The organism is Streptomyces sp. DH-12, from assembly GCF_002899455.1.
Taxonomy (GTDB): domain Bacteria; phylum Actinomycetota; class Actinomycetes; order Streptomycetales; family Streptomycetaceae; genus Streptomyces.
On the sequence record NZ_PPFB01000001.1, the window covers coordinates 6,910,325 to 6,923,636 of the forward strand.

Consider the following 13,312-nt stretch of genomic DNA (forward strand, 5'->3'; position numbering starts at 1 on the left):
GAGACCCCATGACCCTCCTGCGCGACGAGAACCTCGCCGCCGCCTTCGACCACGCCGCCCGCAGCTACGACACCCTGGTCGCCGCCAACCCCGGCTACCACGCCCATCTGCGCCGCTCCGCACGCCGGCTCGGCCTGCCCCGCGGCGGCGAGGGGCTGCGCGTGCTCGACCTCGGCTGCGGCACCGGCGCCTCCACCGCCGCGCTCGCCGAGGTGCTGCCGGGCGCGGACATCACCGCCGTGGACGCCTCCGCGGGCATGCTGGAGCGGGCCGCCGCCAAGATCTGGCCGCCGAACGTGACGTTCACCCACGCGCCCGCCGAACGGCTCGCGCAGGACGGCGTGACCGGCCCCTTCGACGCGGTCTTCGCCGCCTACCTGTTCCGCAACGTCACCGACCCCGACGCCGTACTGCGCACCGTGCGCGCACTGCTCGTGCCCGGCGGACGCCTCGCGGTGCACGAGTACGCCCTCGGCGGACGCCGCACCGACCGTGCCGTGTGGACCCTGGTCTGCCGGGGCGTCGTCCAGCCCGTGGCGACCCTGCTCGGGGACGGCGACCTGTACCGCCATCTGTGGCGCAGCGTCGTGGAGTTCGACACCGCCGACCGGTTCGCGGACCGGCTGCGGGCGAACGGCTTCGACCGTGTGCGCCGCCTGCCGCTGCCCGGCTGGCAGACCGGCATCACCCACACCTTCACCGGGCGCCGGCCCTGCACCGTGCCGGAGGACGCGCGATGACCCGCCCGCACCGCCCCGCCGCCGCCCGCCGCGGACGTGACCGCCGCGCCCGCGTGCTGATGCCCCCGCCCGGCGCGCCGCGCGTCGACGGCGACCGCCGGCCCGGCACCGCCGTCGTCGGCGGCGGCATCGCCGGACTGGCCGCCGCCACCGCCCTCGCCGAACGCGGCGTCGCCGTCACCCTCTACGAAGCCCGCCCCTACCTGGGCGGACGCGTCGGCGGCTGGCCCGTCGACCTGAAGGACGGCACGCCCGCGACGATGAGCCGCGGCTTCCACGCCTTCTTCCGCCAGTACTACAACCTGCGCGGCCTGCTCCGGCGCACCGACCCCGCCCTGGAACGCCTCACCCCGCTGCCCGACTACCCGCTGCGGCACAGCGACGGCACCTGCGACAGCTTCCGGCACGTGCCCCGCACCCCGCCGTGGAGCGCGCTCGGGTTCGCCGCGCTCAGCCCGTCCTTCCCGCTGCGCGACCTGCCCCGGATGGACGCGGCGGCCGCGCTGCCGCTGCTCGACGTCCGCGTGCCCGAGGTGTACGAGCGCCTCGACTCCGTCAGCGCGCACGACTTCCTCGACGCGGTCCGCTTCCCGCGGAGCGCCCGGCACCTGGCGTTCGAGGTGTTCTCGCGCAGCTTCTTCGCCGACCCGCGGCTGCTGTCGGCCGCGGAGATGGCGCTGATGTTCCACATCTACTTCCTCGGCTCCTCCGAGGGCCTGCTGTTCGACGTGCCGGCCGCGCCCTTCCCCGCGGCCCTGTGGGAGCCGCTCGCCGCCCTGCTCGACCGGCACGGCGCGAACCTGCGCACCTCCACCCCCGTCGAGCACGTCGAACCCCTGGACGACGGGGGGTACGCGGTCGCCACCGACCGGGACGAGCAGCGTCACGACACCGTGGTGCTCGCCCTGGACGCCGTCGGACTGCGCGCCCTCGTCGACCGCTCCGTCCGGCTCGGCGACACACCCTGGCGGGAGCGGGTCGCCCGGCTGCGCAACGCCCCGCCGTTCCTGGTCTCCCGCCTCTGGCTGGACCGCCCGGTCGCCCCCGACCGGCCCGGCTTCCTCGGCACCAGCGGCTACGGCACCCTCGACAACGTCAGCGTCCTCGAACGGTACGAGGACGAGGCCGCCCGCTGGGCCGCCCGCACCGGCGGATCCGTCGTCGAACTGCACGCCTACGCCCTGCTCCCGGAGTCGTCCCCGGAGGTCGAACAGAAGCGGCTGCTCGACCAGCTGCACCGCGTCTATCCGGAGACCCGTAACGCGGCGATCGTCGACGCCCGCCACGAGTGGGGCACCGACTGTCCCCTCTTCCCGGTGGGCGGCCACGAGGACCGGCCCACGGTCCGCACGCCCGACCCGGGCCTGGTGGTGGCCGGCGACCTGGTCCGCACGTCCCTGCCGGTCGCCCTGATGGAACGCGCGGCGACCACCGGCTTCCTCGCCGCGAACGCCCTGCTGGAACGCTGGGGCGTACGGGGCCAGCCGCTCTGGACGGTCCCCGACCGAGGCCGCAGCGCGGTGCTGCGCGGGCTGGCGGGGGCGGTGGGGCGCCGGAGGTGACGGGAGGGGAGCGTGACCGCTCATGTCCGGGGAGCGTGACGCTCACGCTCCCATCCCGTCAGACCACCGTGTCCGTGACCGCCGGGTCGGTCCTGCCGGTCAGGCGGGCGGCGCCGGCCCGGACCATGGCGAGGGCGCGCGGGAAGTCGTACAGGTGGTCGGCGAGGATGTCCAGGCCGGTCACCAGGGAGTGCGGCGGGACGTTGCGCGCGGACAGCACGTCCGCCGTCCAGCCCAGGAAGTCGGTGAACACCTCCACGGCGTCCACGTAGAGGGCGGTGGCCAGGAAGTCCACGACGTGCGCCAGGTCCTCCGCCGTGCGCTCCCGCTGTGCCTCGCTGTACTCCCGCATCGGCGGGAAGCGGCGTTCCAGCTCCGTCAGCGTCTCCTTGACCAGCCGGCCGCGCGACTGGGCGACCACGCTGTACTCCTGGTCGGCCAGGTGCGGCAGGTCGTCGACGGCCTGCCGGACGCCCGTGGGCCTGTCCAGCCCGGCCTCCAGCACGGCCGCGGCGCCCCGCGCGTCCGGGGCCCATCCGTCGGCGCCCAGGGCGCGCGCGTACCGCCCGTCCACGCCGAACGCCCTGCCTCCCGCCACCACCGGCACGCCGACCGACCGGCAGGCGGTGATGGCGGTGTGCGCCCGCGGCAGATGGGTGGGGATCGACCCGGACAGCAGCACGGCGTCGGAGTCGGTGTGGTGCTGGTGGGCGACCAGGTGCGGCGTCGGCGTCTGCGCGCCGAGGTAGTCCACCTGCCAGCCGCGCAGCCGCAGCGTCTCGGCGACCAGCCGCGCCGGGAACGCGTGCCACTCGCCGTCCACACAGCTCACCGTGACCCGGCCCCGGCGGGCCGCCGGCCGGATGCCGGGGGACAGATGCGCGAGGGCGGTGATCACCCGCTCGTTGATCGCCGTGGCGGCGTGCTCCTGGGCGACGCTGATGCGGTCGGCCGCCCACTCGACACCGACCCTCGCCTGTACTGCCGCGACCACGTCGAGCAGCAGGTCCTCCTCCTGCCAGCCGTCCGCCAGGGCGCCGCGGACGACGTCGACGGCGTCGTACTCGTCGCCCTCGATGACCGCCTTCCACAGCGCCTCGCCCAGTTCACCGGCCGAGGACCGGGGCCCGCTCATGCCTTCCTCCGTGCTCGTCCGCCCCCACCGGCCGGCGCGCCGTCGTCCGCCGGGTGGCCGTTGCGCGGGGCGCCGATGGCGACGACGGCCATGTCGTCGTGCCGGCTGCCCGGCTCCAGCCACTGCGCGGCCAGCATCTGTACATGTTCCACCAGCGCCTCGCCCGGCATGCCGCCGCATTCCCCGAGGGCCTGCCGCAGCCGCTCCTCGCCGAACAGCTCGCCGCCCAGGGGCCCGCCGCGGGCCTCGGTGATGCCGTCGGTGTAGAGCAGGCACGTGTCGCCGGGGGCGAGGACGGTCTCCACGGTGCGCGCGGTCACCTCGGGCAGCGCGCCCACGAGGGTGCCCTGCGTGGGCATCTCCTCGACCCGGCCGTCCGTGCGCACCACGAGCGGCGGCAGATGCCCGGCGCTGGTGAGCCGCAGCCGTACCGAGCCGTCGTCCCGGCGGTCCACGGAGGCCAGCACCAGGGTGGCGAACCGGGCGTGGTGGGAGGTGAGCAGGGCGCTGTTGAGCATGCGCAGCACCCGGAGGTGGTCGGAGGCGAGCGGCAGCAGCGCGTGCAGCGTGTTGCGGATCTTCCCGGTGAGCACCGCCGCGTCCAGTCCCTTGCCGGCCACGTCGCCCAGCGCGACGAACGTCTCGGCGGACTCGTCCGGGCCGGGGTGGACGTCGTAGAAGTCGCCGCCGACCCGCTCGTGGTCCATGGCGGTGCGGTAGCGGCCCGCGTAGTCGACGCCGTGCACGCGGCTCAGCGGCGGCGGCAGCAGCTCCCGCATCAGGGTGCCGGTGATGGCGGTCTGCTCGCTGTACAGGCGTGCCGCCGACAGGGCGGTGCCCGCGCGTGAGGCGAACAGCCGGGCGAAGACCTCCTCCTCGGACGAGAACCCCTTCTCGGTGTCCGAGCGCAGCAGGATCAGAGCGCCGGCGGGCACCCCGTGCCCGGGCAGCGGCGTGACCAGCACGGAGCCGACCGGCCCGGAGAAGCCCTCGGGGACCACCCAGTCCGGTACGGCGTCCGGGTTGATCCAGCGGGCCGGCACCGGAGGGAAGCCGCGCAGGGCCTCGTCGAGGCCGGGGACGGTGAGCGGGTCGATCTGCCGGGTCTCCCGCACCACCCGCTGCCCGCGCAGGGCGTGGGTGACGGCGTACCGGTGGCCGGTCGGCGGGGTGATCAGCACGGCGGCCTCGGCGAGGTGGTCGGTGGCCATCCGGGCGGCGACCTCCGCGCAGCGCGGCACGTTGAGGGAGGACAGCAGGGTGCTGAAGAGGCCGGAGGTGGCGTCGGCCCGCTCACGGGTCTCCCGTACGGCCGCCTGAGCCCGCACGAGGTCGGTACGGTCGAACAGCCACCAGGCCACGTGGCCGTCGCCGGTGGGGGAGGGCCGGGCCTCGTAGGAGCGGTCGCCGAAGGTCCCGGCCGGCGTGTCCGTCGTCGGGACGTCGGTTCCGGCGACCTGGCGCCGGTGCGCGTCGGCCAGCCAGGACGGCGGGGTGTCGGGGGCGGGGGAGGCGGCGGTGAGGCGGCGGGCGGCGCGGTTGCGGCCGACGATCCGGCCGCGGGCGTCCAGCACCAGAACGGGGCAGGGCGCGTCGTCCCACGTGGGAACGGATCCGTCGCGCGTATCGCACGGACCGGCGCCGGAACCGGGGGAAGGAATCACGAACGAGGTGCGCGCCGCGCACCCACCCCCTTTCTCGTCGGCGTGAGCAGGTACGGCGGCAACGGTCCCCCATCTGTGCCCGCGAAGCAACCTGCCCGCTCGGCCAGGCCGTCCATGCGACGCCGCGTACCCCGGAACAGGTGTTTCATGTCCGGCGGACGGCAGGACGGTCCCGGTCGGCCGCGGTCACGGCGTCCCGTACGGCCCGGTGCACGGCGCGCGCCAGCCGCGCCCCCCACAGCGACCGGGGCCCGGCGAACGCGTGCGCCTCCCGGTGCGGGGCCGGGGCGTCGGCGACGACGCACACCGCGTCGGTGGGGGTTCCGGAGCAGTCGTACCCGCTCTCCACCAGCGCCTGGACCTTCGCCTCCGTGGCGGTGGCCACCGCGTTCACCAGGGCCGCGTCGGACAGCGCGGCCGGCACGGCCACCACGACGTTGACGGTGCCGGGATCCGGGGCGCCCGCCGCGCCCTCACCGGGCCACGCGGCCCAGCCGCGCACGTCGATCCCCGCTGTGACGAACGCCTCGGCCCCCGCGTCACGCGCGTGCGCGTACGACGACACGTCGGCGGCCGTCATCAGGCCCACCCCCTCGCCGCGCACGCCCGCGTCCGCGGCGAGGGAGGCGAGGTGCCGCTCCGGGTCGGTGCGCCGGTAGCCGTGCGCCACCTGCGCGTTGAGGACCCAGGCACGCTCGCCGATGCCGCCGCCCAGCACCGCGCTGCTGATCATCCGGCGCCCGGGCCCGGCGGTCCACAGCAGGGCGTGCAGCCGTTCACCGCCCTCGGTACGGGTCAGACGGCGCGGAGCCGGCAGGGCGGGCGTGGCGGGGTACGGGGGCAGTACGGCGGTCACCGTGCGGGGCTCCTTGCGGGGGGTCGGCCCGGCCGATCGTAGGCCGTGCCGGGTCCGCGCCCCGCGCCGGGGTGATCACCCGGAGACGGCCTCCGGCGCGCGGAAGCAGGCGGTGACGGTCTTGCCGTGGGGGCAGGGGCGGGCCTCCCACGTGTCGGCCAGGACGTCGACCAGCAGCATGCCGCGCCCGCCGACCCGCTCCTCGCTCGGCTCGCGCGGCGTGGGCAGGGAGGCGGACCCGTCGTGCACCGAGATGTGCAGGCAGCGGGTGTCCCACGACATGACCAGCTGTGCGTCGGTACCGGCGTGCACATGCGCGTTGGTGACCAGCTCCGACACCGTGAGCAGCACGTCGTGGACCGTCTCGGGAGCGGTCTCGTCCCACCCCAGGGAGGCGAGGTGCTCCTGCGCCCAGTCACGGGCCGCCTTGACACCCTGGCCCATCGGCAGGGAGCGGGCCCAGCCCACGGTGCGGACCGACGATTCCTTCATGAAGTCCTTTCCGGTCATCTCCGGTCATCGGCCTGCCGTCCGCACGGATGCGTGCCGGACGGTGCGGGCGAGGGGCCGGCTCAGCGCCGGCCGCCGCGCAGCCGTCCCAGCAGCCGCTGGGCCTGCGCCCGCCGCCGGGGGTCGGCCGCGGCCCGCCGCAGCTGCTCGGTCGTGCGGCGTCCCTGCGGACTCCGGGCGAACTGCTTGATGCGTTCCACCATGCCGGGCATGGCAGCTCCTCTCGGTAGCGTCGGCGGTGTCGTCCCCGCCGTCCTTCGTCTACCTCTCTACCCCCTGCGGCCGGGTACAGCCCGGCGCGGGGCGGGAATCTCAAACACCGCCCGATCCCGACGCGTTGACGATCGCCGACCGTGAGCAGCGCCTCGTGACCGGATGTGTTTGCCGCCCGGGTCTGCGGCAAACAGGTGTCCATGACCGAACAGAACAAGAACGCGAACCAGAAGACCTCGACCGCCGGGTCCACGGCGTCCAAGGCCAAGTCGGCCACCGCGCAGGCCGCCGACAAGACGACCGAGTCCGCGAAGAGCGCCGCCGACGGCGTCGCGGGCAAGGCTGCTGACGCCACGTCGGCGGCCGCGTCCGGCACCCAGCGCGCGGCCCGCGCGGCGAACGGCGCCGCCCAGTCCGCCGTCAAGGGCGTGGAGGCCGGCCGCCGGGCCGTCGTCACCGCCTCCGGGCAGGTCGCCGCGGGCGCCAAGACCGCATGGACGGTCATCGCCAACCGCAGGCTGGTCGCCGCCGGCGCGGCCGCCGGACTGACCGCGCTGACCGCCGCCTCCTACGCGGTGGGCCGTCGTGCGGAACGTCACACCCACGGGCCCCTGACCCGGATGACCGGCGGACGTATCTGACGGCACCGGGGGCCGGAGCGGACCGACCCCGTTCGCGCGGCGACGCCCCGGCGGGGAAAGATGTCTCCGCAAGCGTGACAACCGACTTTTTGCGGAGGAGTGGGCACATGCAGCACGAGCGAGCGGGCGGTCCGGCCGGTCCCGAGGATCTCGTCGACGTCGCTCGGCTGGTCACGGCGTACTACGCGCTCCACCCCGACCCGGACGACCCGGGGCAGCGCGTCGCGTTCGGCACCTCGGGGCACCGCGGCTCGTCGCTGGCGGCCGCGTTCAACGAGGACCACATCGCCGCGACCAGCCAGGCCATCTGCGAGTACCGCGCCGCACAGGGCACCGACGGACCGCTCTTCCTCGGCGCGGACACCCACGCCCTCTCCGAACCGGCGCGGGTCACCGCCCTGGAGGTGTTCGCCGCCAACGGCGTGACGGTGCTCATCGACAGCGCCGACGGCCACACGCCCACCCCGGCCGTCTCGCACGCCGTGCTCACCCACAACCGGGGCCGCGGCACGGGACTCGCCGACGGCGTCGTCGTCACCCCGTCCCACAACCCGCCCGCCGACGGAGGGTTCAAGTACAACCCGCCCAGCGGCGGCCCCGCGGGCTCGGACGCCACCGGCTGGATCCAGGAACGCGCCAACGAGATCATCCGCGGCGGTCTGAAGGACGTCCGCCGCATCCCGTACGCCCGCGCCCTCGCCGCGCCCGGCACCGGCCGGTACGACTTCCTCGGCACGTACGTCGCCGACCTGCCGGACGTGCTGGACCTGGACGCGATCCGCGCGGCCGGCGTCCGCATCGGCGCCGACCCGCTGGGCGGGGCGTCCGTCGCCTACTGGGGCCGGATCGCGGAGGAACACCGGCTGGACCTCACGGTGGTCAACCCGCTCACCGATCCCACCTGGCGGTTCATGACGCTCGACTGGGACGGCAAGATCCGCATGGACTGCTCGTCGCCGTACGCGATGGCGTCCCTCATCGGGCAGCGCGACCGCTTCGACATCGCGACCGGCAACGACGCGGACGCCGACCGGCACGGCATCGTCACCCCGGACGCCGGCCTGATGAACCCCAACCACTATCTCGCCGTCGCGATCGGCTACCTGTACGCGCACCGCGAGCGGTGGCCCTCGGGAGCGGGCGTCGGCAAGACCCTGGTGTCGTCCGCGATGATCGACCGCGTCGCCGCCGACCTGAAGCGTGAGCTGGTCGAAGTGCCGGTCGGCTTCAAGTGGTTCGTGGACGGACTGAGCGACGGGACGCTCGGCTTCGGCGGCGAGGAGTCGGCGGGGGCGTCCTTCCTGCGCCGCGACGGCTCGGTGTGGACCACCGACAAGGACGGCATCATCCTGGCGCTGCTCGCCTCCGAGATCACCGCGGTCACCGGGAAGACGCCGTCCCGGCACTACGCCGAACTGACCGCGCGCTTCGGGGAGCCCGCCTACGAGCGGATCGACGCCCCGGCGACCCGCGAGGAGAAGGCCCGCCTGGCGAAGCTCTCGCCGGTCCAGGTCACCGCCGACACCCTGGCGGGGGAGCCGGTCACCGCGGTGCTCACCGAGGCGCCCGGCAACGGCGCGCCCATCGGCGGCATCAAGGTGACCACGGAGAACGCCTGGTTCGCGGCCCGCCCGTCGGGCACCGAGGACGTGTACAAGATCTACGCCGAGTCGTTCCGGGGCCCCGAGCACCTGCGCCGGGTGCAGGAGGAGGCCAAGGGGGTCGTCCTGGCGGCGCTGGGCGGCTGAGCGGATGCCGTCGTCCCGCGCCGTGCTCACACGGCGCGGGACGACGGCGTGCCGGCCGGATCGTCAGGCGGCCTTGCCGGCCGTGCCCGCCAGCCGGGTCCGTCGGCCGGATCCTTCAGCCGGACATGTCAGCCGGACATGTCAGCCGGCCTGGATCCCGGTGGCCGACGGGGTGGTGAGCCCGGCCGGCACGGACGTCCCCGGGGGCAGCGTCACGGGGGCCTCCTCGGACTGCTGGAGCACGGTGTCGCCGGGCCCCTCGGCGGGCGTGCCGGCGCCGGTGGACAGCTGGGACCAGGCGCCCAGGGCCAGGGCGATCGCGGCGGCCGTCCCCACGACGCGTCCGATCCGGCGCAGCCGGGCACGCCCGTCGAGTCCGCGCCAGGCGGGGCCCTCCCAGGGGTCGTCGGGGTGCCAGAGGTCGCCGACGGCGTCCGCGCCGTCGTGGCGGGGCGGCCGCGGTGGTGCCTGAGGCGCTGGGTGCGGGGACCGCCCCGCCGCCCGTTGCCGTGCGGAGGGCTCCTTCGGGGCGGACGTGCGGATGGCGTGCTCGCTGTCCATGAGGAACCGCTGCCAGACGTCGTCGGACAGGGACGGCACGCCGTCCTCCCGATCCCGCGGCGCTCCGCCGTCGTCCGGTCTCTGCGCGGTCACGTCCGTCCATTCCTCTCGTGTGCCGGAGCCCGCCGGCGACACCACGGCGCACGCGCACCCCCGGGCCCGCCAGGATCATTGCACAGCGCGGAAACGACGAGACGGCGGACCGGCACGCGGGTACGGACGGCGGACACGGGGTGGCCGACGCGCACCGGGCGGCCAGCCGGCGCCGGCCGGGACGACGCGGATGCCGCGCCGTCCGGCGTCCGCAGCCGCGCACCGCGGCGGGCGGGCGCCCTCGTCCGTCACTTCCGCCTCCCCGCCTCTTCACGCGGGCCGAGCGGGGAGAGGCACTTCACGGTGAGGGCGCCCGTGGCCCCCCGCCGCTCGATCTCCCGCAAGGAGCGGACGACGCCGTCCACGAGCACCGCCGGAGGGCGACCACGGGCCTCCTGATCGCGGTCAGCGGCCGGCCTCGACCGGTTCGCCCTCGGGCCAGGCCGCCCGCCGCAGCCGGGCGGTCAGCGTCCGCAGCCGCTCCACCAGTTCCGGCGGCTCGTGCACTACGAAGCCGGAGCCGAACGTGGCCGCCCACACCGCCGGACGATCGAGGCTGTCGGAGCCGGTGCGCAGCAGACACGACGCGTCGTCGACCGGCTCCACCGTGCCGAGCGTCGTCGGCACCTCGTCGGCCACCTCCGTCGCCGACCCGCGCATCGTCGGCACGGCCCGGTAGCGGTACCGGTCGTACTCCCAGGAACCGGACCGCGCCGAGGCCGCGATCGAGCCCGGTGCACAAGGCCGGCGTACGGGGCCGGCTCGCCGGGTTCCACGCGGCCCTGTCCGCCGGCACCATGCCCGCACCCGGCGCGCCCTCGCCGTACTTCGCCGGGCCGGGCGGAACCCTCCGCGAACGGTTCCCGGCGGACCGGCTGCCCAGGTGGCTCGGCGAGACCGAACTCGACCCGCTCTCCGAGGAGTTCGAGTGCACGAGGTCGAGCGGGGCGCCGGCCCGCCACCGTGCCGCGGACCGGGATCGGGAGGACCTCGCCGCGTACGACGGGGTTTCGCCCGCCCATCCGTCCCTGTGCGTCGGCGGTGAACTCGACGCGTCCACCCCGTGGATGGCCGACGCGATCGACGCCTTCCCGGTCACGCTGCCCGGCCTGGTGTCCTCGCACATCCTGAAGGGCTGCGGCCACCAGGGCCGGCAGGAACGCCCCGAGGACACCGACCGCCCCCTGACGGACCGGCTCGCCGCCCTGGCCCCGGCCACGTGCTAGGTTCCCGCACGACAGCAAGCGCGTGACCCCCGGCGCGGCCGGGAAATCGGGACGGACGGCGGCGATCCATGACGTCGGAGCACACCGGCACACCGGACGCCGAGGCACCTCTGCCTCGCATCCTCTGCGACACGGCCGCACTGGCCGCTGACGGCGGCGACGGATCCGCCGGCGCGCTGTGGCGGCTCGCCGAGTCCGGCCGTCAGCTCGACGCCAACGTCGTCCGCCTGCCGCCCGGCCACCGGGTGGACACCCACCGCGAGCCCGACCTCGACGTCCTCCTGCTGGTCCTCGCCGGCCACGGCACGCTCACCGCCCCGGACGGCGAACACCCCCTGCCCACCGGCACCCTGACCTGGCTGCCCCACGGATCCACCCGCGCCCTGGCAGCGGGCCCCGACGGCCTCACCTACCTCACCGTCCACCGCCGCAGACCGGGCATGACCATCCGCACGCGCGAGGCGTGACCGGCCGGTACGCGAGGAGACGGGTGCCGAGTGCGCGTCGAGGAACACGCCGAGCGGGGGCGGGACGTCCCGGCGGGACAACACCTCGTGCGGGAGGACGAGGACGGCGTCGAGCGGTTGCGGGGGAAGTGCGCCGCGGCGGAAGGACCGTTCGTCGAACCGGTGCCCTCGCCGCGTGAGGTGCTCACCCTGCGCGGCTGCCGGCCGGAGGGTCTGCTGAGCGAGGTCCTGGCGCAGCCCAGCGGCACGCCGAGGAGCCTGGGCGACCTGGGCGTCGAGGTCCGGGACGGCGTCGTCCCGCCCTTCACGCCGGTGTGGCACGACTCCGAGGCCGCCCGCCGTGCACTCGCGGACGTGGTGCACGACCTCGAGAACGGTCTCTCCTGCTTCGAGGAGGTCGTCGCGCACCTCGGACGCTGTGGTGTCACCGTCGTGCTCGAGCGAACCGCGCGAGCGCGGGCCGCCGAGCGGCCCACGGAAGAGGAAGGGAGACGCCCACAGCAGCTCCGCCCCGGCCCCGCCGGAGCACGGCCCCGTGGCCGTCACGGGATCGCTGCTCGCCGTGGTGCCGCCGGTCCTCGCCCTCGGCCCGCCCCAGCGCTTCCGGCGCAGCGGTCCGACCGCCGGCGTCGTGCAGTGAACGCCCACGCAAGGAGTCACCGCCCCACATGACCGAGTCCACGCCCGGCCCCCGTCCCCGCGCCGCCCTCGCCATGTCCCCGGACGCCGCCGCGGCCGTCCTCGACCCCGAGACCCGCGCCGCCCTCGCCGCCCTGTGCGATCTCGCCCCGACGGTGCTGGGGGACCTCACCACGCCCGCCGCCCGCACCGTGCTCGCCGACCGCGAGCTGCTCGTCACCGGCTGGGGCTGTCCACCCCTGGACGACGACGTGCTGCGGGCGGCGCCCCGGCTGCGGGCCGTCGTGCACACCGCCGGCAGCGTCCGCGGCCATGTCACCGACGCCTGCTGGGACCGCGGCGTCGAGGTGTCGTCCGCCGCCGCGGCCAACGCCGTGCCGGTCGCCGAGTACACCCTCGCGATGATCCTGCTCACCGGCAAACGGGTGCTGGAGAGCGCCCGCGAGTACCGCACCGCCCGCGTCCGCGCCGACTGGCCGCGCACCCCCCGCTCGGTCGGCAACCACCGCCGTGCCGTCGGCATCCTGTCCGCGTCCCTCGTCGGCCGCCGGGTGATCGACCTGCTGCGCCCGCACGACGTCGAGGTGCTGCTGCACGACCCGTACGTCGACGACGACGAGGCCGCGCGGCTCGGTGTGCGGACCGTCGGACTCGCGGAACTGTTCCGGCGCAGCGACACGGTCAGCGTGCACACCCCGCTGCTGCCCGAGACCCGCGGACTGGTCTCCCGGGACCTGATCGGCGCCATGCGGCCCGGCGCCGTGCTCATCAACACGGCACGCGGCGCGGTCGTCGACCAGGACGCGCTCACCGACGCCGCCGTGGCCGGCCGCATCCGCGCCGTGCTCGACGTGACCGACCCCGAAGTCCTGCCGCCCGACCACCCGTTGTGGGACTGCGAGCACGTCCTGCTCACCCCGCACCTCGCCGGCTCGCAGGGCAACGAGTGGCGCCGGCTCGCCGACACGGCCGTCTCCGAGGTCGCCCGCTGGGTCTCCGGAGAGGGCTTCCTGCACCCCGTCCGACGCGAAAGGCTGGCCTTCCTCGCCTGAGCGTTCCGTTCGAACTGCCCGCCGGGGGCAGGCTGCTCACGGCCTCCTGACGCTGGGCCGGCCCGGCAGCGCCCTGCCGCACCTGCCGGGCCGCCCGTCCCGGTCAGGGAGGCGCTCCGACGGACTGGAGGGCTGCGCCAGGACGTTCCTCGCCGTCGGCCCGGACGCCCCGTCCCCGGAGCGGACGGTGACCGATGTGCGTGCG

13 protein-coding genes and 1 pseudogene are annotated in these 13,312 nt (G+C 75.5%); 7 read left to right on the forward strand and 7 right to left on the reverse strand.

The genetic code is table 11. The features are described 5' to 3' along the window. The first annotated feature begins 8 nt into the window (after positions 1-8). Both C1708_RS30390 and C1708_RS30395 read left to right on the forward strand, forming a co-directional pair. Complete coding sequence (locus C1708_RS30390; RefSeq protein ID WP_106415695.1) at positions 9-740, forward strand: methyltransferase domain-containing protein; 732 nt, start codon at positions 9-11, stop codon at positions 738-740. Next, positions 737-2,302 (forward strand): FAD-dependent oxidoreductase, encoded by a 1,566-nt coding sequence (locus C1708_RS30395; RefSeq protein ID WP_198602641.1) that lies wholly within the window; start codon positions 737-739, stop codon positions 2,300-2,302. The genes C1708_RS30390 and C1708_RS30395 overlap by 4 nt, the downstream gene beginning before the upstream one ends. 58 nt (positions 2,303-2,360) lie before the next feature. On the opposite strand, the gene C1708_RS30400 is transcribed toward C1708_RS30395, so the two are convergent. From C1708_RS30400 to C1708_RS34520, 5 genes are all read right to left on the reverse strand, one after another. Further along, on the reverse strand, positions 2,361-3,437 hold the full coding sequence (locus C1708_RS30400) for a cobalamin B12-binding domain-containing protein (RefSeq protein WP_106415696.1): 1,077 nt from the start codon (positions 3,435-3,437) through the stop codon (positions 2,361-2,363). Further along, the gene (locus C1708_RS30405) at positions 3,434-5,011 is read right to left on the reverse strand and encodes a PP2C family protein-serine/threonine phosphatase (RefSeq protein ID WP_106415697.1); all 1,578 of its coding nucleotides are present in this window, start codon (positions 5,009-5,011) and stop codon (positions 3,434-3,436) included. Before C1708_RS30405 ends, C1708_RS30400 begins: the two co-directional genes overlap by 4 nt. A 235-nt stretch (positions 5,012-5,246) precedes the next feature. Further along, positions 5,247-5,957: an adenosylcobinamide amidohydrolase gene (locus C1708_RS30410; RefSeq protein ID WP_106415698.1), complete on the reverse strand. Its 711-nt coding sequence runs from the start codon at positions 5,955-5,957 to the stop codon at positions 5,247-5,249. A 75-nt stretch (positions 5,958-6,032) separates the two neighbouring features. Further along, positions 6,033-6,449, reverse strand: a complete 417-nt coding sequence (locus tag C1708_RS30415; protein WP_106416557.1) for an ATP-binding protein — start codon at positions 6,447-6,449, stop codon at positions 6,033-6,035. A gap of 80 nt (positions 6,450-6,529) precedes the next feature. Next, positions 6,530-6,679, reverse strand: coding sequence for a hypothetical protein (locus C1708_RS34520; protein ID WP_198602643.1), 150 nt, complete (start codon positions 6,677-6,679; stop codon positions 6,530-6,532). A 201-nt stretch (positions 6,680-6,880) separates the two neighbouring features. Here C1708_RS34520 and C1708_RS30420 point away from each other — a divergent pair, with 201 nt between their 5' ends. Then, positions 6,881-7,321, forward strand: coding sequence for a hypothetical protein (locus C1708_RS30420; RefSeq protein WP_106415699.1), 441 nt, complete (start codon positions 6,881-6,883; stop codon positions 7,319-7,321). A 107-nt stretch (positions 7,322-7,428) separates the two neighbouring features. Then, positions 7,429-9,069 (forward strand): phosphoglucomutase (alpha-D-glucose-1,6-bisphosphate-dependent), encoded by a 1,641-nt coding sequence (pgm, locus tag C1708_RS30425; RefSeq protein WP_106415700.1) that lies wholly within the window; start codon positions 7,429-7,431, stop codon positions 9,067-9,069. 141 nt (positions 9,070-9,210) lie between these two features. Here pgm and C1708_RS30430 read toward each other — a convergent pair whose 3' ends face one another. Both C1708_RS30430 and C1708_RS30435 read right to left on the reverse strand, forming a co-directional pair. After that, positions 9,211-9,723 carry a hypothetical protein gene (locus C1708_RS30430; RefSeq protein WP_106415701.1) on the reverse strand — a complete coding sequence of 171 codons (513 nt, stop codon included), beginning with the start codon at positions 9,721-9,723 and terminating at the stop codon, positions 9,211-9,213. Between the two features lie 405 nt (positions 9,724-10,128). Continuing rightward, positions 10,129-10,383, reverse strand: coding sequence for a WCX domain-containing protein (locus tag C1708_RS30435; protein WP_502696124.1), 255 nt, complete (start codon positions 10,381-10,383; stop codon positions 10,129-10,131). Between the two features lie 22 nt (positions 10,384-10,405). On the opposite strand from C1708_RS30435, the pseudogene C1708_RS30440 reads away from it, so the two are divergent. The 3 genes and pseudogenes from C1708_RS30440 to C1708_RS30455 form a co-directional block, all read left to right on the forward strand. Beyond that, positions 10,406-10,949 (forward strand): annotated as a pseudogene (locus tag C1708_RS30440) (alpha/beta hydrolase); the annotation flags it as partial. A 68-nt stretch (positions 10,950-11,017) separates the two neighbouring features. Continuing rightward, a complete protein-coding gene (locus tag C1708_RS30445; protein WP_106415702.1) occupies positions 11,018-11,416 on the forward strand; it encodes an AraC family ligand binding domain-containing protein in 399 nt (132 codons plus the stop codon). Positions 11,417-12,084: 668 nt separating this feature from the next. Further along, a complete protein-coding gene (locus tag C1708_RS30455) occupies positions 12,085-13,107 on the forward strand; it encodes a hydroxyacid dehydrogenase (RefSeq protein WP_106415703.1) in 1,023 nt (340 codons plus the stop codon). Positions 13,108-13,312: the final 205 nt, after the last annotated feature.

What these genes read in the sequence shown, in the direction of transcription:
- C1708_RS30400 (WP_106415696.1), bottom strand. Translation starts at nt 3,437, where the DNA reads ATGAGCGGGCCCCGGTCCTCGGCCGGTGAACTGGGCGAGGCGCTGTGG.
- C1708_RS30395 (WP_198602641.1), top strand. Translation starts at nt 737, where the DNA reads ATGACCCGCCCGCACCGCCCCGCCGCCGCCCGCCGCGGACGTGACCGC.
- C1708_RS30455 (WP_106415703.1), top strand. Translation starts at nt 12,085, where the DNA reads ATGACCGAGTCCACGCCCGGCCCCCGTCCCCGCGCCGCCCTCGCCATG.
- C1708_RS30415 (WP_106416557.1), bottom strand. Translation starts at nt 6,449, where the DNA reads ATGAAGGAATCGTCGGTCCGCACCGTGGGCTGGGCCCGCTCCCTGCCG.
- C1708_RS34520 (WP_198602643.1), bottom strand. Translation starts at nt 6,679, where the DNA reads ATGCCCGGCATGGTGGAACGCATCAAGCAGTTCGCCCGGAGTCCGCAG.
- pgm (WP_106415700.1), top strand. Translation starts at nt 7,429, where the DNA reads ATGCAGCACGAGCGAGCGGGCGGTCCGGCCGGTCCCGAGGATCTCGTC.
- C1708_RS30390 (WP_106415695.1), top strand. Translation starts at nt 9, where the DNA reads ATGACCCTCCTGCGCGACGAGAACCTCGCCGCCGCCTTCGACCACGCC.
- C1708_RS30435 (WP_502696124.1), bottom strand. Translation starts at nt 10,383, where the DNA reads ATGCGCGGGTCGGCGACGGAGGTGGCCGACGAGGTGCCGACGACGCTC.
- C1708_RS30420 (WP_106415699.1), top strand. Translation starts at nt 6,881, where the DNA reads ATGACCGAACAGAACAAGAACGCGAACCAGAAGACCTCGACCGCCGGG.
- C1708_RS30445 (WP_106415702.1), top strand. Translation starts at nt 11,018, where the DNA reads ATGACGTCGGAGCACACCGGCACACCGGACGCCGAGGCACCTCTGCCT.